The 18622-nt window shown below is 70.6% G+C and carries 20 protein-coding genes; all 20 read right to left on the bottom strand.

Going from position 1 to position 18622, the window contains the following annotated elements; translation table 11 throughout:
• Window positions 1-53: 53 nt before the first annotated feature.
• The gene (locus PGB26_RS00895; protein ID WP_271638431.1) at window positions 54-893 is read right to left on the bottom strand and encodes a motility protein A; all 840 of its coding nucleotides are present in this window, start codon (window positions 891-893) and stop codon (window positions 54-56) included.
• On the bottom strand, window positions 893-1117 hold the full coding sequence (locus tag PGB26_RS00890; protein ID WP_271638430.1) for a flagellar FlbD family protein: 225 nt from the start codon (window positions 1115-1117) through the stop codon (window positions 893-895). Before PGB26_RS00890 ends, PGB26_RS00895 begins: the two co-directional genes overlap by 1 nt.
• Window positions 1118-1348: 231 nt before the next feature.
• Window positions 1349-3007, bottom strand: a complete 1659-nt coding sequence (locus PGB26_RS00885) for an MFS transporter (RefSeq protein ID WP_271638429.1) — start codon at window positions 3005-3007, stop codon at window positions 1349-1351.
• Window positions 3008-3036: 29 nt separating this feature from the next.
• Window positions 3037-3654, bottom strand: coding sequence for a response regulator (locus tag PGB26_RS00880; protein ID WP_271638428.1), 618 nt, complete (start codon window positions 3652-3654; stop codon window positions 3037-3039).
• Complete coding sequence (locus PGB26_RS00875) at window positions 3651-5078, bottom strand: sensor histidine kinase (RefSeq protein WP_271638427.1); 1428 nt, start codon at window positions 5076-5078, stop codon at window positions 3651-3653. The genes PGB26_RS00880 and PGB26_RS00875 overlap by 4 nt, the downstream gene beginning before the upstream one ends.
• Window positions 5044-7158, bottom strand: a complete 2115-nt coding sequence (locus PGB26_RS00870) for an MMPL family transporter (protein ID WP_271638426.1) — start codon at window positions 7156-7158, stop codon at window positions 5044-5046. Before PGB26_RS00870 ends, PGB26_RS00875 begins: the two co-directional genes overlap by 35 nt.
• Window positions 7159-7394: 236 nt before the next feature.
• Window positions 7395-8552: a flagellar hook protein FlgE gene (locus PGB26_RS00865; RefSeq protein ID WP_271638425.1), complete on the bottom strand. Its 1158-nt coding sequence runs from the start codon at window positions 8550-8552 to the stop codon at window positions 7395-7397.
• 10 nt (window positions 8553-8562) lie between these two features.
• Window positions 8563-8988 carry a flagellar hook assembly protein FlgD gene (locus tag PGB26_RS00860; protein WP_271638424.1) on the bottom strand — a complete coding sequence of 142 codons (426 nt, stop codon included), beginning with the start codon at window positions 8986-8988 and terminating at the stop codon, window positions 8563-8565.
• Window positions 8989-9003: 15 nt separating this feature from the next.
• Window positions 9004-10428, bottom strand: coding sequence for a flagellar hook-length control protein FliK (locus PGB26_RS00855; protein WP_271638423.1), 1425 nt, complete (start codon window positions 10426-10428; stop codon window positions 9004-9006).
• Window positions 10425-10847, bottom strand: coding sequence for a hypothetical protein (locus PGB26_RS00850; protein ID WP_071644514.1), 423 nt, complete (start codon window positions 10845-10847; stop codon window positions 10425-10427). The genes PGB26_RS00855 and PGB26_RS00850 overlap by 4 nt, the downstream gene beginning before the upstream one ends.
• Window positions 10847-12139 (bottom strand): FliI/YscN family ATPase, encoded by a 1293-nt coding sequence (locus tag PGB26_RS00845; RefSeq protein WP_071644515.1) that lies wholly within the window; start codon window positions 12137-12139, stop codon window positions 10847-10849. The genes PGB26_RS00850 and PGB26_RS00845 overlap by 1 nt, the downstream gene beginning before the upstream one ends.
• Window positions 12136-12747 (bottom strand): FliH/SctL family protein, encoded by a 612-nt coding sequence (locus tag PGB26_RS00840; RefSeq protein WP_271638422.1) that lies wholly within the window; start codon window positions 12745-12747, stop codon window positions 12136-12138. The genes PGB26_RS00845 and PGB26_RS00840 overlap by 4 nt, the downstream gene beginning before the upstream one ends.
• Entirely contained in the window at window positions 12737-13735 is a 999-nt protein-coding gene (gene fliG, locus PGB26_RS00835) for a flagellar motor switch protein FliG (RefSeq protein WP_271638421.1), read from the bottom strand. The genes PGB26_RS00840 and fliG overlap by 11 nt, the downstream gene beginning before the upstream one ends.
• Window positions 13732-15366: a flagellar basal-body MS-ring/collar protein FliF gene (fliF, locus tag PGB26_RS00830; RefSeq protein ID WP_271638420.1), complete on the bottom strand. Its 1635-nt coding sequence runs from the start codon at window positions 15364-15366 to the stop codon at window positions 13732-13734. Before fliF ends, fliG begins: the two co-directional genes overlap by 4 nt.
• Window positions 15366-15668, bottom strand: coding sequence for a flagellar hook-basal body complex protein FliE (fliE, locus tag PGB26_RS00825; protein ID WP_271638419.1), 303 nt, complete (start codon window positions 15666-15668; stop codon window positions 15366-15368). The genes fliF and fliE overlap by 1 nt, the downstream gene beginning before the upstream one ends.
• The gene (locus PGB26_RS00820) at window positions 15668-16060 is read right to left on the bottom strand and encodes a flagellar basal body rod protein FlgC (protein ID WP_271638418.1); all 393 of its coding nucleotides are present in this window, start codon (window positions 16058-16060) and stop codon (window positions 15668-15670) included. Before PGB26_RS00820 ends, fliE begins: the two co-directional genes overlap by 1 nt.
• On the bottom strand, window positions 16057-16398 hold the full coding sequence (locus tag PGB26_RS00815) for a flagellar basal body rod protein FlgB (RefSeq protein ID WP_071644521.1): 342 nt from the start codon (window positions 16396-16398) through the stop codon (window positions 16057-16059). Before PGB26_RS00815 ends, PGB26_RS00820 begins: the two co-directional genes overlap by 4 nt.
• Window positions 16399-16507: 109 nt before the next feature.
• A complete protein-coding gene (locus PGB26_RS00810) occupies window positions 16508-16774 on the bottom strand; it encodes a hypothetical protein (protein WP_271638417.1) in 267 nt (88 codons plus the stop codon).
• On the bottom strand, window positions 16771-17175 hold the full coding sequence (fliS, locus tag PGB26_RS00805; protein ID WP_271638416.1) for a flagellar export chaperone FliS: 405 nt from the start codon (window positions 17173-17175) through the stop codon (window positions 16771-16773). Before fliS ends, PGB26_RS00810 begins: the two co-directional genes overlap by 4 nt.
• Before the next feature lie 2 nt (window positions 17176-17177).
• Window positions 17178-18560, bottom strand: a complete 1383-nt coding sequence (fliD, locus tag PGB26_RS00800; RefSeq protein ID WP_271638415.1) for a flagellar filament capping protein FliD — start codon at window positions 18558-18560, stop codon at window positions 17178-17180.
• Between the last annotated feature and the right edge of the window lie 62 nt (window positions 18561-18622).

Here is an 18622-nt window from a genome sequence, read left to right as displayed (position 1 = left end):
CTCGTCGGGCCCGGAATGCCCCTCGGGCTCGACCCGCCGCCGGCGCCGGACGCTCACAGCCCGACCTCGGAGAGCGATGGCGTGGCGTCGCTCTCTTCTCGGCCCTTCTTCTCGGCCTTGCCCTTGCTCTTGCCGTCCTTGCCGGGCTTCGCGTCCGACACGAGCGCACCGAGACGCTCCGCGACGTGCGCCGGAGCGGCGCCGGCCTGCACGGCCAGCATTCCCTCCATGAGCACCGTCATGCGCTCCAGCTCCAGCTCGCCGAGCCGCTGCAGGCGGCCGCCGATGGGGAGCCAGATGAAGTTCGCCGAGAGCAGGCCCCACAGCGTGGCGACGAAGGCGGCGGCGATCATGGGGCCGAGCGTCTCGGGCTGGTCGAGCTTCTCGAGCGTGTGGGTGAGCGAGACGACCGTGCCGATGATGCCGACAGTCGGCGCGAAGCCGCCGAGGGTCATGAAGAATCGCGAGGCGGTGCGGTTGCGCGCGGCGGCGGACGCGATCTCGTCTTCGAGCAGGATGCGCAGATCCTCGGCGTCGATGCCGTCGGCGATGCTCTGCAGCGCCTGCCGCAGGAACGGATCCTTCTCGTCGGCGACGCCCTGCTCGAGCGAGAGGAGTCCCTCGGTGCGCGCCTTCTCGGCGTGGCCGACGACGGTGCTGATCACGCTCTGCGCGGTACGGCGCTCGCCGCGGAACGCCCGCGGCAGCGCCTTCACCGCGTGCAGGAAGTCGCGGAGGGTGCCGCTCGCGATGCCGACCGCGATGGTGCCGCCGAAGACGAGCATCATCGGCGCGGGCAGCAGCAGCGCCGAGACCGAAGCCCCCTCCATGCTGATCATCGCCAGCAGCGAGCCGAACGCGAGGGCGAGACCGAGGATGAGTCCGATGTCCATCAGAGGTCCTCGGCCCTGGTGGCGGCGGAGAGTCGGGATGCCTGCGCCAGAACTTTCGCACGGAACGCGGTGATCTGCCCGATGAGCTCTTCCATGGTCTCGCGGACGACGAAACGCGCGCCGTCGACCATGACGATCGTGGTGTCAGGAGATTCCTGCACCCTCTCGATCAGGTCGGGGTTGACCGCGAACCTGCTGCGGTTCAGACGCGTGACGACGATCATGAGCTCCATCCTGGAAGATCGGCCCCGGCGCGAGGCCGGTGCGAGGACGGCCCATCCTGGTCCGTCCTCGGGGACTGTCGGCATCCCCGCGCCTCGCGTTAGCAGCGCATGGTCTGCGCGTCGGCATCCTGCTCGCAATCACCCCGCCCGCTGAGCGCATATGGTCGCCTCGGATGCAGGGACCCCGACCATTCGGGACCGGGCGACGCATGTACGCGGCGCCTGCGGGGGCTACGAGCGCTCCGCCGCCCGCTTCAGGCGCAGCGCTCCCACGAAGCCGAGCACGAGGAACACCGTGGCCACGAGCAGTGCACCTCGCGTGGCGTCGGCGAACCCGCCGGTCAGCGCGTCGATCACGGTGGGCGTCTGCTCTCCGTACGCGGAGCCTGCGCCCTGCGCTCGCAGCTGGGCGATCGTCGTGCCCGCCGACAGGCGTGTGGATTCGGCGAGTAGATCAGCCGCCGAGCCGGTGATCCCCGCGTTCTCGAGCGCGGCGGGCAGCGAGACGGCGAGCAACACCGACAGCGCGGTGCCGGCCATCGCGGTCCCCAAAGCCGAGCCCACCTGGCGAACCGTGCTCTGGGTGGCCGAGCCCTGCCCCGAGACGGCCACCGGGATGTCTTGCAGCACCGTGCCGGTCAGCTGCGCCGACGCGAGCCCGAGGCCGAGTCCGTAGACGACGAGCGGCATCGCGACGAGCCAGCCGGCGCTGTCGGCGCGCAGCAGCAGCGCCAGTGCCAGCGTGCCGACGATCTCCAATCCGAGGCCGAGCAGCACCGTGCCCGGCGCGCCGAAGCGTGCGGCGAGGTGACGTGCCGAGGCGCCCGAGAAGAACGCGCCGATCGCCATGGCGGCGAGCACGAGGCCGGCGCCCATCACATCCAGGCCCAGCGCGTTGATGAGGAACAGCGGGAGCACGAAGATGATCGCGAATTCGCCGATGGCGACCATCGCGGCGGTCAGGTTGCCCCACGAGAACGTCGAGAACGTGAACAGCCCGAGATCCAGCAGCGCCTCGCGCTGCACCTTCTCGCGGTGTCGCTCCCACACGACGAACAGCACGAGAGCGATGATCGCGATCGCCAGTGCCACCGGGACGGCCGAGATCGGGGCATCCTGCGACCACGTCCAGCCGAACAGGGTCAGTTCGCTCTTCGGCGTCCACCATCCGAGGTCGGGCCCCTCGACGACCGCGAAGACGAGGGCGCCGAATCCGATCGCGCTGAGCAGCGCGCCGTCGACATCGACACCGGGGCGCGTCTTGCGCCCGCGCGTCTCGGGCACGACGATGGCTGCGGCGACGAGCAGCAGCAGCCCGACGGGCAGGTTGACGAGGAAGATCCAGTGCCACGACGCCCACTGCGTCAGCGCCCCGCCGGCGAGCGGGCCGACGGCGGCCGCGCCCGAGATGACGGCACCCCAGACTCCGAACGCGGCCGCCCGGTACCGTCCGCGGAACACGGCGTTCACCGTCGACAGCGTCGAGGGCATGATGAGCGCGGCGCCGACCGCCTGCACGGCGCGGGCGCCGATGAGGGCGCCCGCACTCGCGGAGACGGCAGCCAGCAGGCTTCCGCCCATGAAGACGACGAGTCCTGCCAGAAAGAGGCGCTTGCGACCCCAGCGGTCGGCCAGGCTGCCCGTCGACAGCAGCAGCGCGGCAAGCACCACCGCGTACAGGCTGTTGACCCACTGGGCGTCGGTGAGGTCGAGATCCAGGTCGCGGATGATGGCGGGCAGCGCCACGCCGACGATCGTGCCGTCGAGCACGATGAGCCCGAGCCCGACCGACAGCACCGCCAGGGCGATCCACTCCCGCCGAGTGGGCGCGGCAGGCGCAGCCGCGGCGAGCTCGGCCGCGGCTGCGTCTGTGTCGTGCGGTCTGCTCATGGCGGATTCCTCTTCACGGTTCGGGCGGGTCACAGCAGACCCACCTGCTGGGCGACGTGGATGGCGCGGGAGCGGCTGTCGACGTCGAGCTTGGTGAAGATGTGGGCGATGTGGCTCTTCACGGTCGCCTCGGTCACGAAGAGCGCCTTGGCGATCTCGCGGTTGCCGGCGCCGGTGGCCAGCAGTCGCAGCACCTCGACCTCGCGGTCGGTGAGCTTGGGCAGTGGGTTGCGCATGCCCTGCAGCACCCGGGCCGCGAGCTCGGGGGAGAGGATCGTCTCGCCCGCATGCGCACGACGGATGCCGTCGATGATCACCTCGGGCGCGACATCCTTGAGCAGATAGCCGGCGGCGCCCGCCTCGATCGCGCCGAGGATCTCGGCGTCGCGATCGAAGGTCGTGAGGATCAGCACGGCGGGTGCGGGGTCGAGGCGGCGCAGCGCCGTCGTGGTGCGGATGCCGTCGATGCCCGCTCCCAGGCGCAGATCGCACAGCACGACGTCGGGGCGCAGATGACCGGCCAGGGCGATGGCCTCTTCGCCCGTCGCCGCCTCGCCGACCACGCGGACGGTGTCGGTGTCGAGCACACTGCGCAGGCCGCTGCGCACGACAGGGTGGTCGTCGACGAGCAGGACGGTGGTGGTCACGGGATCTCCTTCGTCTCGGATGACGACTCGGCGGATGCGGGCGCTGTGGAGTGCGCGGGCGCCGGGCGCTCGGATGCGGGTGCTGCGGTCTGAGCGGGTGCCAGTGACGACTGCTCGGGGAGGATGGGCACCGACACTGAGATGGCCGTGCCCTCGCCGGGCGCGCTCTCGATGTCGAGGCCGCCGCCGAGCTCGCGCAGCCGGGCGCGGATGAAGCGCAGCCCGTAGCTCGACGAGCCCGACTCGACGTCGCGCTCCCAGCCGGGCAGATCGAACCCCACACCGTCGTCGATGATGTCGAGCCGCACCGATCCGTCGTCGTCGATCAGACTGACGACGACACGGGATGCTCTGGCGTGCAGGCGCACGTTGGCCAGTGCCGACTGCGCGGTGCGCAGCAGAGCGACCTCGACGGGCGTCGGCAGCGTGGGCAGTGACTCGTCGACGTGCAGCTCGGTGCGCAGCGGCGACTGCTGCCCCGCCTCCTGCTCGGTGCGCTCCAGCATCCGCTCCAGTGCTTCGGCGAGCCCGTTGCCCTCCAGCTCGGCGGGCGCGAGCGCGGCGACGATGCGACGCACATCGCCGAGACTGGCGCCCGCGAGGTCCTCCAACTGCGAGAGGGTGCGCGCCGCTTCTGCGTCGGTGCTGCGTGCTGCTCCGGCGTGTGCGAGCAGCCGGATCGATGAGAGCCCTTGCGCGACCGTGTCGTGGATGTCGCGCGAGATGCGCGTGCGCTCGGCGATCGCACCGGCCTCGCGCTGCGCGAGGGCGAGCTCGTCCTGCAGGTCGGCCATCTCGTGCTGCGTTCGGGTGAGCGAGTCGAGCAGACGCTCGCGCTCGGCCGCGTCGCGCAGCAGCTGCAGGTAGCCGCGCGAGATGCCGTAGGCGAAGATGCCGCCGATGAGCGGCCCGAAGATGTTGGCGTAGCTGGTGGTGCCGTGATGCAGGATCGGCCCGACGGCCACAACCCCGAACACCACGCCCGAGAACACCAGCCCCCATCGCAGCGGCAGCAGGTGACCGGCCAGCAGCCAGAGCAGGAAGGCCACCCAGACGAACTCGGACGACACGGCGACCGCGGCGATCCACACGGCGGCGAAGCCCACGAGCCACCACACGGCCGCGCTGTGCGCGCGTGCGCGCAGCGGCAGCAGGGCTCCGGCGGTGTGCCAGGCGAGGATCGCCACGCCCGCGATCACGGCCGCGGCGATGGGTGTGCCCGCAGCGATCGCCCGGATCACGCCGATCGCGGCGAGCCCGGCGGCGATGACGTGCTGGCCGATCTCCATCGCGCGCACCGTGGGGGCGGCGGACACCGGGCCCATCCGGCCCCCGTGCCCGCGCTCGCGGCGGCCGCGACCGGGCATCCGGCCATCGTCGCCGGGCTCGTCACCGGGTGACAGCGGCATGCTCACGAGGCTCATGGGTCGATTCTTCCTCCGAACCGCTCTCGGGCGAAGAGCTCGGGCGGCTCGGCCACCAGATGCGATCACCGACGAGGGCGAAGATCGCGGGAACGATCACGGTGCGAACGACCAGCGTGTCGACGATCACTCCGACTCCGACGATCAGCCCGAGCTGGCCGAGCGTGACCAGGGGCAGCACTCCCAGCGCGGCGAAGACGGCTGCCAGCACGATGCCCGCGCTGGTGATCACACCGCCGGTGTGGGTGACCGCCTCGACGATGCCGGTGCGCGTGCCGTGCTTCGCCGCCTCGCCCTGGGCGCGGTGCACGAGGAAGATCGTGTAGTCGATGCCCAGCGCGACGAGGAACAGGAAGGCCAGCAGCGGCACCTGCAGGTCGAGAGCATGCTGGCCGAGCAGCACCCGACTGAGCCACGAGCCTGCGCCGATCGCGGCGACCGCGCTGGCGAGGTTGACCAGAAGCAGCAGCACCGGCGCGACGACCGATCTCAGCAGCACAAGCAGCACGATGAAGCTGACGGCGAGCACAAGCGGGGCGATCAGCAGCAGGTCCTGCTGGTTGCCGGTACGGGCGTCGAGATCCGTCGCGACGGCGCCGCCGACCAGGGCATCCGCGCCGGGCACATCGTGCACGGCGTCGCGCAGCTCGGCGATCTGATCGAGGCTGTCGGTGGTGCTCGGGGCGTATTCGCTCGTGACCATGAGCTTTGTCAGCGAGCCGTCGGTCGTCTCGCCGGCCGGATGCGCCCGCACCACGCCCTCGACGTCGTCGATCGCGGTGAGCACGTCGTCGGCGTGGTCGCTGTCGGCGACGATGAGGATCGGTTGCGCCTCACCGGCGGGGAAGTGCTGCGAGAGCACCTCGAGGCCGGTGGCCGACTCGGACTGCACGCGGAACTTCTCGATCTGGTCGAGTCCGACAGAGGTGCCGATGAGGCCGGTGGCCATGACGGCCAGCAGTGCCACGCCGCCGATCAGGCTCAGGGCGGGCCGGTGCACGACCCGGCTGGCCAGTGCGCGCCAGGCGCGACCCTGGGTGCGGGCCTGGCCGGGGCGCGGCACGAACGGCCAGAAGACGCCGCGGCCGCACACCGCCAGCAGCGGCGGCAGCAGGAACAGCACGGCGGTCAGGGCGATCAGCAGGCCGATCGCGCTCGAGACGCCCAGGCCGTGCGTGCCGGGGATGACGGCGAGCACGAGGGTGAGCAGCGCGAGCACCACGGTGACGTTCGACGCGAGGATGGCGGGTGCCGTCCGGCGCCACGCGATGCTCAGCGCGCGCCGGTGGTTCTCGTTCTCGAGCAGCTCCTCGCGGTAGCGCGAGATGAGCAGCAGGGCGTAATTCGTGCCGGCTCCGAAGACCAGCACGCTGATGATCCCGGCATCGAACTGCAGGTTCCAGGCAGCTCCCGCGGCCGCGGTCATGCGCCCGGCGAGGCCGTCGGCGAGTGCGACCACGACGAGCGGGATCAGCCAGAGCACCGGGGAGCGGTAGGTGATGATCAGCAGCACGGCGACGATGAGGATCGTCACGAGCAGCAGTGTGAAGTCCGCGCCCTCGAAGGCGGATGCCACGTCGGCGCCGAACGCCGGTCCGCCGGTGACCCGCGAGCTGAGCCCGTCGATCGGGTTGTCCGCCAGATCCGCGCGGATGTCGCCGACCACCTCGGCGGTGGCGGTGTTCGTCTCGCCGACGGTGATCGGGGCGACGAGCAGAGCGGCCTTACCGTCTTCGCTCACCAGAGGGCCGGTGGCATCGGCATCCGTCCGCTCATCGAGCACGGGCAGCAGCTCCGTCAGACCGGCGAGGTCGGCGTCGGTGAGTGCCGCGCCGTCGTCGCGTGTGGTGACCACGAGCACCGACTGCCGATCGGCGTTCGGGAACTCGTCGAGCAGGGCGCTCGTGCGCGCCGACTCGGAGTCGGCAGGCGCTGAGGCATTGCCCTCGGGGGCCTTGGCCGAGCCGAACGCGCCGAACAGCAGCACCATCACGAGCAGGACGAGACCGAGCGAGACCCACGCGCCTCGGCGCGAGGTCAGCCGGTCGGAGAAGGAGGGGCGAACCGCAGAATCTGGCATGACATCCACTCCACCAGCGCGGCGCGCGGCGCACATCGCGAGCAATGGTGAAGTGCATGTCAGCCGAAAGGATGAGACGCCGGCTGAGTCGGCGGCGCGCGGTTGCGCGCGGCATGCCCGCAGGTGCCGAATGGCCGCCTCGCGCGGAGCGAGACGGCCATACGGGACCAGTGAGCTGGACCGGCGGATGCCCACGAGCTGGACGGCCGGATGCCGGATGCCGGCACCAGCGAGGGTCAGCGCTTCAGGTTGGTGAGCTCCTGCAGCACCTCGTCGCTGGTGGTGATGATGCGAGCGTTCGCCTGGAAGCCGCGCTGCGCCACGATGAGGTTGGTGAACTCCTGCGACAGGTCGACGTTCGACATCTCCAGCGCGCCGCTGATGATGCCGCCCATGCCGTCCTGACCGGCCTGCCCCACGGTCGCCTGACCCGAGTTCGCGGTCGGGCGGAACTGCGACGATCCGGTCTTCTCGAGGCCGCCCGGGTTGGTGAAGCCGGCAAGAGCGACGCGTGCGAGCACCCGTGATTCGCCATTGCTGAACGTGCCCATGAGGCTGCCGTCTTCGGTGAGCGCGTACGACGACAGCGTGCCTGCGGGCCGACCGTTCTGCTCGGTGACGGCGACGGTGCTGACGTTGCTGAAGCCCGTGAGCTTCGACAGGTCGACGGTCACGCCGCCGGAGGTGATCTCCTTCGGGCCGGTCAGCTGGCCGTCGGTGAGGGTCAGAGAGATGGTGTTCCCGCCCGACTCGACGTCCCAGCCGCCCGCGGTGCGAGTGAAGGTGAGACGCAGCGTGGTCGCGTTGCCGCCCTCGTCGTAGACCTGGATGTCGCGGACGAGCTGAGCGTCCTCGGCGGTCTCTGCGGGGAGGTTTCCTGTTGCGCCGGCGCGGGTCGTGCCGACGGCGGGCACCACCGCGCCCACCGGCAGGGTGATGCTGCCGAGCGCCTGGCCGCCGGTGATCACGCCGTCCTGCGCGGTCCAGCCCTGCACGAGGGCGCCGTCCGCGCTGGTGAGCCGGCCTGCGGCGTCGAACGAGAACCCTCCATTGCGGGTGTAGAGCGTCTCGCCGCCGGAGCGCACCATGAAGAATCCGTCACCGGCGATCATCAGATCGGTCGGCACGCCGGTCGGCTGCGGTGCGCCGGAGGAGAAGTTGGTGCGGATGCCGGCGAGCTGCACGCCGAGACCGACCTGGGCCGGGTTCGATCCGCCGGCGTCGGGCCGCGGACCCATCGAGTTCTGCACGAGCTGCGAGAGCGAGTCCTGGAACTGCACGGCGGACGACTTGAACCCGACCGTGTTGACGTTGGCGATGTTGTTGCCCGTGACGTCGAGCATGGTCTGGTGAGTGCGCAGACCGGAGATCCCGGAGAAGAGCGAACGGAGCATGGTGAGCCTTTCAGGAGGAGGTGAGAGTCAGGCCGGAGAGGGTGTCGAGCGGGACGTTCTCGTCGCCGATCGTGACGAGGGGGACGGGGCCGGCGAACGACACCGAGGTGACGACGCCGGTGTGCGAGACGCCGTCGGCGTCGACGTACTGCGCTTCGCGGCCGATGAGCGCTGCCGCCGTATGGCGCATGCTCAGCGCGAAGCTCTCGGACGTCATCGTCGTGAGCTGAGTGAGCTGCTCCATCGAGGCGAGCTGTGTGGTCTGCGCGATCATCTCGTTGGTGTTCATCGGCGAACTCGGGTCCTGGTTCGACAGCTGGGTGACCAGCAGCTTCAGGAACACCTCGGAATCGAGCGTCTTCTTCTGTGTGGCAGGGGGTGTGGTGCTGCCGGTGTGCACACCGCTGGCGGTCGCGACGGGTTCGACGGAGGGCATCGTGCTCCTTATCTGTCAGGCGTACACGTCGATGCGCGAATGCGCTGACGAGGGGTCGGTGGCGGCGAGCGGGCGCGTCTCGCCGACGGATGCCGCAGCCGGTGCGTTGCGCGTGTCGGCAGAACCGGCAGCCGGGCGCTGCTGATCGCCGCGCGCCTGGGCGTCGCCGCGCGACTCGGCCCCGGAGCGCCCGGAGTCGGGGCGCGCCTGGGCGTCGGGCGACGACCCAGAGGCGCTGTCGCGCGAGGACACGTCGACGGATGCCCCAGGGGCGGCGACCGAGAGGTCGCGGCGCAGGTCGGCGAGGATCACTCGCAGGGCATCGCGGCCGGCGTCCGAGGGGGAGTGCAGTTCGAGGCGGATGCTGCTGCCGACGATGTGCGCGCGGACAGTGACCGGTCCGAGATTCTCGGGAGAGACGGTCAGGGTGATGCTGTGCTGTCCCTGCGGCGACCGGGCGAGGGCGATCACCGGTCCGGTGAGCTGCGGCAGCAGCGCGGGGCGGGCGGAGCCGGCGGCCGAGGGCGCTTCGGCTGCCGACGTGGCGGCCAGAGGAGCGGATGCCACGGTCGCGGCGGACGAGATCGCTGCGCTTGCGGCGCTCTGGGCGCCGGTTGCGCCGTGCAGTCCGGCGCCGCTCTGACCGGCGCGCGCGGCGCGCTGAGGGTCCGCGAGCTGAGCCGAGGAGAGGGCGTGTGCGCCCGACGGCGAGGCCGCGGGGTCGCTCGCTGCCGACGTCGATGCCTGAGCCTGCGAAGCCATCAGGGCCTCGGCTCTCGCCTGCCCCGCGCGCTCCTCACCGGCCGAGCTCTGGCCAGCGGACGTATGTGCCGGGGTTCCCACGCCCGCGGCCGATGTCTGAGCCGCTATCGGCATCTGACCCTGCCCGCGCGGGGAGGCCGCGGCGTCCGCGTTCGCCTCGCCTTGTGCGTCGGGCGCAACCTGAGCTGCAGGGCCGGCCACAGGTGCAGGGCCGGTCGTTCCGGGTGCGCTGTCCGCCCGCGGCTGCCGGTCACTGCCCGCAGCCGCGGTGACGGCATCGACGGCCGCCTGAGTCGGGACCGCTGATGTCGCGCTCGCCGGGTTGCCCTCGAGAGCCTCTGCACCGTCGACAGTCGTTGCGCCGACGGTCGGCGGCTGATCCGGTGACGTCTCGGGCTCGATGTCCCCCGGCACACTTGCAGCGCCGGTACCGCTCGAACCGAGCAGTGCCGCGATCGCGAGCTGCGAAGCGCCGGCTTGGTCGTCTGCTGGAGTGGTGCTCGAATCACTGCGCTGTGTGACCGATCGCTGCGACGTCGACCCCCGCGTGCCGAGATCGCCCGGTGCCTCCGCCTCCCGGATGGCTGCGGCGAAGCCCTCTGCCGACCCGCCGGTGGCGCGCGGCAGGGAGGCGATGCCTCGGGCGGAGGAGGGCGGGACAGCGATCGGCAGGCTCATGCGTCCCCCTCGGCTCCGCGACGCAGGGCGATCTCGTCGAGTTCGTGCTGTTCGGCGCGCAGCGCGTCGGCCTGCATCCGGGCCAGGTGAGCGGCGGCCAGTCGATCGAGACCGCGCACCTCGCGGCGCACCTCGCTGTGGGACGACTGGGCATCCGACACGGCCTGCTGCTGCACCTGCGCGAGTGATTCGAGGTCGGCGAGCATGCTGCGACCGGCCACGCGAGCGGCAGCCATCGCGGCCAGAGAGCGCACGTCGACGGCATCCGAGTCGGTCGCTGCCAGCGCGGCGCGCAGGTGACGCTCGCGCGTACGGGTCTGGTTCTCTTCGATCACGGCGCGCGACAGCTCCTGCGCGGCCGCGCGCTCTTGAATCGAGCGCACGCGCAACAGCCCGGCGAGCGAGAACGAGCGGGTCATCAGACACCTCCGAGATCTGCGACGAGTCGCTCCAGTCGCTGCCAGGCCTCGCCCGGTGTCGTGATCTCGTCGAGCTGCTGCGTCAGGAAGTCTGAGATGGTGCGTTCGTGGGCGATCGCCGCGTCGACCTTCGGGTTGGCCCCCGGCTGGTAGGCGCCGATGTCGATCAGGTCGTTCGCCGACCGGCGTGCCGCGAGCACGGCCCGCAGCGTCGTCGTCGCGGCGCGCTGCTCGGCCGAGGTGATCTTGCCCGCGACTCGTGAGACCGATGCCAGGACGTCGATCGCGGGGTGGTGCCCCGACAGCGCGAGGGCACGATCGAGCACGACGTGCCCGTCGAGGATCGAGCGCACGGCGTCGGCGATCGGCTCGTTGTGGTCGTCGCCGTCGACGAGAACGGTGTAGATGCCGGTGACCGAGCCGCCCCGGTCTGTGCCCGCCCGTTCGAGCAGCCCGGCGAGGATCGAGAAGGTCGACGGCGGGTAACCGCGCGTCGCCGGCGGCTCGCCGGCAGACAGACCGATCTCGCGCTGAGCCATCGCGACACGCGTCAGTGAGTCCATCATGAGGATCGCGTGCGCGCCCTGGTCGCGGAACCCCTCGGCGATGCGCGTCGCCGTGTAGGCCGCACGGATGCGCGTCATCGCCGGCTGATCGGACGTCGACACGACGACGACCGAGCGTGCCAGTCCCTCAGGTCCGAGGTCGTCTTCGAGGAACTCTCTCACCTCGCGTCCGCGCTCGCCGACGAGCGCGATCACCGTGGCATCCGCTTCGGTGCCGCGAGCGACCATCGACAGCAGGGATGACTTGCCCACACCCGACCCGGCGAACAGGCCCACGCGCTGGCCGCGCCCCACGGCGATCAGCGTGTCGAGCACGCGCACCCCGAGCGGAAGCTGGGTCGTGATCCGGTCGCGCCCGAGAATCGACGGCGCGGCATGATCGAGGTCGACCATCGGCGCACCCAGTGGGCCCTTGCCGTCGATCGGGCGTCCCAGACCGTCGAGCACCCGGCCCAGCAGGCCCGATCCGATCGGCACGCGCAGGCGCCCGCCCTTGCTGCGCACGGGCATGCCGCGGGTCAGTCCCGATGTCGAGGCGAGCGGCATGCAGCTCAGCCCGTCCGGTCCGGTCGCGACGACCTCGGCATCCACACCGTCTCCGAGCTCGACCAGATCGCCTACAGCGCCGTCGATGCCGCGTACCTCCACTCCGAGGCCGCGCACCCGGGAGACCGTGCCGATCCTCTCGGGACGGGCGGCGTCGAGCACTGACGCCCAGGCGCTCACGGCGACACCTCGTCGAGGGTGCGCCGCGCGCGCGCCAGCGCCGCGTCGATCCGGGCGTCGACGATGCCGTCGTCGAGCACGACCAGCGCGTCGCCGGTGGTGAGCGCGCTGTCGACAGCGATCGAGAGTCCGGACGGAATCGCGTCGTGCCCGCGGAGCAGATGCTCGTCGGCGGCACTGAGCCGCACCTCGACCGGCCGCTCGCCCTCGCTCGCGGACAGGGCTCGGCGCAGTGCGCTCAACGCCGCGAAGTCACGATCGGCCAGCGCCTCGCCGACGATGGCCTCGGCGAGCTCTACAGCAAGCGCCGAGATCCTTCTCTCGTCCGCCTGAGCGAGGGCGTCGGCACGCGCCGACACCGCAGCGGCTGCGGATTCGAGTGCGTTCAGGGCGGATGCCAGGGCGCGAGCAGCCTCGGCATCCGCCTGCTCCCGCTCTGCACGGGCCACCGCAGCGGCCGTCGCCGCCTCGGCAGCGGCCACCCGGAATCCCTCGGCGTGCCCGTCGGCATAGCCGCGCTGCCGAGACCGACGCCGCTCGGCGTCGGCGTCGGCGTTGGCGTCACGCAGACGGGGGAAGACCACGGGGGCGAAGGCGTCAGTAGACATATTCGTCCTCGTCGGCGCGCTGCACCGAGATCTCACCGGCCGCCTCCATACCGCGCAGCATGTGCACGATCTCGGCACGCGCCTCTTCGACCTGAGAGATGCGCACCGGACCGAGGCTGCGGCTCTCGAAGTCGAGGTTCTCGCGGTTGCGCTCCGAGACGTTGCGGCGGATCACCTCCGCGATGCCCTCGTTGGCGCCCTTCAGGGCGAGCGCCAGCGTGCGGATGTCGACGCCGCGCAGCACGCGCTGAGCATCCCGGTCGTCGAGGCGCACGATGTCGGCGAAGGTGAACATGCGCGAGCGGATGTCGTCGGCCAGTGAGCGGTCGCGGTTCTCGATGCTTTCGAGCAGTGCCTTCTCGATCGCCGCATCCGACCGGTTGATGATCTCGACCAGCGGCTCGACGCCGCCCAGGCGCTCGGGAGCGTCCCGCGTCGCGAGCAGCCCGGTGCGTGCCTTGAGCGACTCGGCGACGATCGCGATGGCATCCTGGGTCGCCGTGCCCATGGTCGCGATCGCGTGCGCGACGTCGGTGCGAGCCGATTCGGGCAGAGCCGCGAGCACCGCCGCCGCCCGATCGGTCGGAAGATGCGCCAGCACCAGCGCGACCGTCTGCGGAAGCTCGCCGTCGAGCAGACCGGCGACCTGGGCGGGGTCGGCCGCGGTGAGGAAGTCGAATGCGGAGTTCGTCGAGCCGACCCGGCCCAGCAGCGCGGCCGCGCGCTCGGAGCCGAATGACGCCTCGAGCAGGCTCGCCGCGATGTCGCGGCCTCCGCGACCGGGAGGCAGGTGCCCGGCGGCGATCCGCTGGAAGTCGCCGAGCGCCTGCGCCGTGGTCGTCGCATCCAGGCTCTGCAGACCGATGATCTCTGCCGTGATGGCTTCGGCTTCGGCTTCGGACAGGTGCTTCATCACCTCGATCGCTGCGACACGGTCGATGTTCATCAGAACGACGGCGGCCTTCTGCCGTCCGCTGAGAGTCTTCATACGCCCGCCCGATCCGAGAGCAGGGTGCGCAGCAGCTCGGCAGTGCGCTCGGGGTCTCGACGGCTGAGCGTCTCGATCTCACCGCGACGGCGCTCGAGGCTGACCTGAGCGGGTTCCGCCTCGATCTCGAGCTCGGGCAGGACCTCGGTTGCCGGCAATGGCGCCGGATCGGGGGCGGTCAGCGGCAGCGGAACGGTCAGCGGCGACTCGAGGGGCGCGGCACCGGCGTAGGCGGCCACAGACGGAGCGCGTTCTCCGAACATCGCGTCGAACTCGTCGGGTTCGCGCGCCTTGCGGCGTGCGCGCACGATCAGGAAGATGACCACCGCCAGCAGCGGTGCCGCGATGGCGACGACCGTCAGCGCGGTGCCGAGCAGGGCCATGCGCTGCTCGTCTTCGGCCGCCTTCTTCGCGGCGTCGAGGGCCGCCTGGGCGGCCTTGGCATCCTGCTGGCTGAACGGCACCATCTCGACGGTCAGCTGATCGCCGCGGGTGCGGTCGATGCCGGCGGCGGCCGCGACGAGGTCGCTGAGCTGGCCCGAGCCGATCTCCTCCCCGACTCCCGCGTCGACGGCGACCGACACGGACTGCCGGGTGATGGAACCCGCCGGCGTGCTGGTCGTCTGCGTGGCCTTGTTGACGAAGTTGTTGCGAGTCTCCTCGGTGACCTCGTAGCTGCCGTCACCGTTCGAGGGCACCGCGATGTTGTCGGGTCCCAGCACTCCGGCGCCGCCCTGGCCGCCGCTGCCCGTCTCGGTGCGTGTGTGCTCCGACGACGATGCGCCGCCCTCGATGGGGGTGTAGGTCTCTTCGAGCCGCTCGTTGACCGACCGGTCGATCTCCGCGACGACGGTCACGGTCGCGTTGCCGGGCCCGACCACTCTGTCGAGCAGCTCCTGCACGCTCGCGGCGACGCGGGCTTCGTAGTCTCCCGCCTGACGGTCGACCCCGCCGGTGGCGCCCACGCCCACCGACGACAAAGTACGGCCGTTCTGGTCGACGACCGCGACGTTCTCGGGCTTGAGTCCGCTCACGGCAGCGGAGGTGAGGTGCACGATCGCCTCGATCTGGGTCGCGCTCAGCGCCGAGCGTCCGGTCTCGATGAACACCGACGCCGTCGGGTCGACGGTCTCGGAGACGAACACGCTCTCCTCGGGAATCGCGAGGCGCACCGACGCGGCCGAGATGCCCTTGAGCGACGAGATGGTCGCGGCGAGCTCGCCCTCGATGGCGCGCTTGTACGCCACCGACTGCTGGAACTCCGAGGTGGTCACGCCGAGGTCGTCGAGCAGTGAGTAGCCGTCCGAGCTGTCGCTCGGAAGTCCGGATGCCGCGGCGGCCAGTCGCTGGTCGTACACCGCGGCTTCGGGCACCAGCACCGTCGCGCCGCCGTCGGTCAGCTCGTACGAGACGGATGCCGAGCGCAGCTGCTCGACGACCGCGTTCGCATCCGAGGCGCTCAGTCCCGTGAACAGCGGCGTCATGGTCGGGCGCGACGCCCAGCTGAGCAGCGCCGCGATGCCCAGCGCGAGCACGGCGAGGCCGATGATCGCGATGGTGCGCTGCGCCATCGTGAAGCCGGCGATCGCCTTCCGCGCTCGCTGGAACATGCTGGTGACCGCGGTGGGCATCAGGCCTGCATCCGCATGATCTCGTTGAACGCGTCGACGCCCTTGTTGCGCACGGCGGCGACGAGCTCGAGCGTGACGGCTGCGCGGGTCGACGCGATCATTGCCGAGTGGATGTCGTCGAGGTCACCCGTCACGGCGGCGACTTTGAGAGCGTCTGATTCCGACTGCAGTCCACGCAGCTCGTCGATGGCGCCGGTGATGCTGGTGGCGAACGACGAGTCGCCCGTGCTGCGGGTCGGAGCGGTGGTCAGAGACGTTGGCAGCGCAGACGAGAGCGCGTCGATGCTTGAGATCGGATCCATCAGCTGCGCCCGATCTGCAGCGCTGCCTCGTACGCGTTGCGGACGCGGTCGATCGTGCCGGCGCTGGCCTGGTAGCCGCGCTGCGCCATGATCAGCTGACTCATCTGGTCGCCGAGGTCGATGTCGGGGTAGCGGACGTACCCGTCGGCATCGGCGAGCGGGTGATCGGGCTGGTGCACGAGGCGCCCCTCGGCGCTGCCGAGCTCGGTTCCTGCCACGTACACGCCGGGGGAGGATGCGCTGTTCTCGACCGCGATGTAGCGCTCCTGGAACGCGGGGGCGGCAGGGGTGACGGCTGTGTTGATGTTGGCGATGTTGTCGCTGAGCGCATCGAGCCACTTGCGGTGCGCGGTCAGTCCGGTGCCGGCGATGCCGATCGCGTCGAAGGTCATGACGTCCTCATCGCTGCGCGCAGGGACGAGAACGAGCCGTTGATCGCCTGCGTGGCGAACTGGTAGCGCAGCATCGTGTCGATGCTCGAGAGCGTCTCGGTGTCGAGGTTGACGTTGTTGCCGTTGAGGCGGGTCGGCTCGAGGGATTCGCCGACGGTGGCGGATGCCCGGCCGTGGCCCGCCCTGACGGCGTCAGCCAGAGCGTCCTCGAACTGCACGCGCTTGGCGTGATAGTCGGGGGTGTTGATGTTGGCGATGTTGTCGGCGATCGCGCGCTGGCGCAGCGAGAGGCCGTCGAGCGCGCTCGAGAGCGCGGACATGGTCACAGAATCGAACACGAACCGGCTTCCATCCGTCGGTGAGGTGAGGCCTATCCGTGGCCGATTCTTGCGAGCGCTCCCTGCTCGTCAGGCTCTATCGGCGGATCGTACGGATTCGTTAGGCGGCTCAGCCGACGACGTCGAGATATGCGGAGGCGTCGGCACGGGCATCCGGCACACGACGCAGCGTCACGAGCTGGTGGGCGACGGCGTCCTGCTGGCGGCGGATGTCGGCGATCCGATCCTGCTGCCGCAGCAGCAGGGCGCGAGCCCGATCGGCGAACTCCGCCGGCATCGGCGTTGTTGGCGGGTGCCAGGGCTCGGCCATCAGCTCGGCGTCATCGAGCTCGCGTTCGAGGCGGTCGAAGAACGCGGCCCATTCCGTGCCGCTCATGCCCGGGCGGCGACCGTCGACTCGGCCGGCGTCATCGACTCGGCGGCGGCGTGCCACGCCTCGCGCAACGGGGCCACCAGCTCGGCGCAGGTGCGGGCGCGCTCGGGATCGCGGCCGATGTTCGCGCCGATGAGGGTCTGCGTGAGGAAGGTGTAGATGCCGCGCAGTCCGGCGCTGCCCTCCCAGCTGTCGGTGAGCGATGCGGTCAGCTCGGTGACGATCGACTGCGCGTGCTGCAGCTGCGTGTTCGCCTCGGCCCAGTCGCCGGCGCGCTGCGCGGCTTCGCCGCGCTCGATGTCGAGCAGCAGCCGGTCGTACAGCATGGTGAGCAGACGCTCGGGGCCGGCCGAGAGGATGGCGAGCTCGCGGTAGCGCTGCTGCGCCTTGAGTGCTGCGTTCATGTTCACGATCCGTTCTGCTTCGGCGTCAGCGCCGAGAGCTGCGAGGTCAGATACGACGACTGGGACTGCATGCGCGACAGCTGCACCTCGAGCTGCGCGTAGGTGCGCTCGAGTGTGGTCTTGCGCTGCGCGAGGCGGACATCCCAGCGCTCGACCTGCTCGCCGAGGGCATCGACCTCGTTCTGCTGGCCGGTGATGCGCGCGGTGAGCAGGCCATCGTGCTTGTCGGAGTAGCTCTTCGCGACCTCCTCCACGCGGGTGGCGAGCCCGGAGAAGGTGGCGGCGACCTGCTCGGGATTCTCGACGAGAGCCTTGGTGAACCGCTCCTGATCGAACGACAGCACGCCGTATCGGTCGATCGAGATGCCCATCGTCGAGGGAGAGACGCCGTCGACCGGGTACTGCACCGCATCCGCCAGCCCGCGCCGCAGCGCGCGCACGGTGCTGTCGCCGGTGAACACACCGAGGGTCGTCGTCTCGCCCGCGCCAGCGGGAACGGTCGCGGTTGAGCCCTTGTCGATGCCGCTGAGCATCTTCGCGATCTGCGCGACGAACGCCTCGTGCGCCTTCGCCTGAGCGGCGCTGTCGGTCGCGACGGTGACCGTGATGGGATCGGTCGAGGTGGCAGTGACGGTCACGTCGACGCCGGGGAGGAGCCCGGTGAAGGTGCCGTTCGAGGAGGTGACGATCTGCTCGGCGGCGGTGCCTGCCCAGAGCCGCACCTGCGCGTCGGCCCCGGTCGAGACCGTCGCGGCGCGGGGATCGGCGAGGATGTCTGCGGCGTTCCCGGCCTCGACGGAGGCGACGTCGCCGCGCAACACAGTGAAGGTGCCGCCCGCTCCAAGTTCTGCGGCGTTCAGCTGCAAGCGGTACAGGGGAGTTCCGTCGGCGCTCGTCCCTGCACTCACCGCCGTGGCCCTCACGCCGAAGCCGGCCTGGTTGATCGCCTTCGCGACGTCCTGCATCGACGTCGACGCGGCAGTGACCTCGACGCGCTCGCCCTTCGAGTTCTGCAGAGTGATCACGGGCGGCTCATCCGGCCAGGCGGCGAGAGGCGCGGAGACGACCGAGTGCCGCTGGGCGGCGTGATCCACGACGATGTCTATGGCGCCCGGGGTGGCGTCGGCTCCCGCGGTGACTTTCACGGTGTTCGCCGAGGACGTGGCGGTGAAGGCGGTCATGGCGCCGGGAACGCTCGCGGTATTCGCCTTCGTGGCGAGATCCTGCAGAGAGGCGTTCAGGGACTGCAGATTCGAGATGACGACGCCCTTGTCGGCGATCTTCGACTTCAGCAGGTTCTTGGGGATGGAGTGCACGTCCATCATGGCCTTGATGAGGTCTGTCGTGTTCAGGCCTGAGACCAGACCGTCGAGCGAGAGTGCCATGCCAGCCTTTCGGAGCGGGTGACCCCGGGTGAGCGTTCGGGTCGCTCACCCGGGGACGGTCG

The organism is Microbacterium sp. nov. GSS16 (assembly GCF_028198145.1).
In the GTDB taxonomy this organism is placed as follows: Bacteria; Actinomycetota; Actinomycetes; order Actinomycetales; family Microbacteriaceae; genus Microbacterium.
This window is presented reverse-complemented; position numbering and strand designations above follow the sequence as displayed.

Coding starts and splice junctions, on each gene's coding strand:
- PGB26_RS00810 (WP_271638417.1), bottom strand. CDS start 16,774: ATGAGCGGCACGGAATGGGCCGCGTTCTTCGACCGCCTCGAACGCGAG.
- fliG (WP_271638421.1), bottom strand. CDS start 13,735: ATGAAGACTCTCAGCGGACGGCAGAAGGCCGCCGTCGTTCTGATGAAC.
- fliF (WP_271638420.1), bottom strand. CDS start 15,366: ATGCCCACCGCGGTCACCAGCATGTTCCAGCGAGCGCGGAAGGCGATC.
- fliS (WP_271638416.1), bottom strand. CDS start 17,175: ATGAACGCAGCACTCAAGGCGCAGCAGCGCTACCGCGAGCTCGCCATC.
- PGB26_RS00870 (WP_271638426.1), bottom strand. CDS start 7,158: ATGCCAGATTCTGCGGTTCGCCCCTCCTTCTCCGACCGGCTGACCTCG.
- PGB26_RS00890 (WP_271638430.1), bottom strand. CDS start 1,117: ATGATCGTCGTCACGCGTCTGAACCGCAGCAGGTTCGCGGTCAACCCC.
- PGB26_RS00820 (WP_271638418.1), bottom strand. CDS start 16,060: ATGACCTTCGACGCGATCGGCATCGCCGGCACCGGACTGACCGCGCAC.
- PGB26_RS00855 (WP_271638423.1), bottom strand. CDS start 10,428: ATGAGCCTGCCGATCGCTGTCCCGCCCTCCTCCGCCCGAGGCATCGCC.
- PGB26_RS00860 (WP_271638424.1), bottom strand. CDS start 8,988: ATGCCCTCCGTCGAACCCGTCGCGACCGCCAGCGGTGTGCACACCGGC.
- PGB26_RS00875 (WP_271638427.1), bottom strand. CDS start 5,078: ATGAGCCTCGTGAGCATGCCGCTGTCACCCGGTGACGAGCCCGGCGAC.
- PGB26_RS00840 (WP_271638422.1), bottom strand. CDS start 12,747: ATGTCTACTGACGCCTTCGCCCCCGTGGTCTTCCCCCGTCTGCGTGAC.
- PGB26_RS00885 (WP_271638429.1), bottom strand. CDS start 3,007: ATGAGCAGACCGCACGACACAGACGCAGCCGCGGCCGAGCTCGCCGCG.
- PGB26_RS00865 (WP_271638425.1), bottom strand. CDS start 8,552: ATGCTCCGTTCGCTCTTCTCCGGGATCTCCGGTCTGCGCACTCACCAG.
- fliD (WP_271638415.1), bottom strand. CDS start 18,560: ATGGCACTCTCGCTCGACGGTCTGGTCTCAGGCCTGAACACGACAGAC.
- fliE (WP_271638419.1), bottom strand. CDS start 15,668: ATGGATCCGATCTCAAGCATCGACGCGCTCTCGTCTGCGCTGCCAACG.
- PGB26_RS00850 (WP_071644514.1), bottom strand. CDS start 10,847: ATGACCCGCTCGTTCTCGCTCGCCGGGCTGTTGCGCGTGCGCTCGATT.
- PGB26_RS00895 (WP_271638431.1), bottom strand. CDS start 893: ATGGACATCGGACTCATCCTCGGTCTCGCCCTCGCGTTCGGCTCGCTG.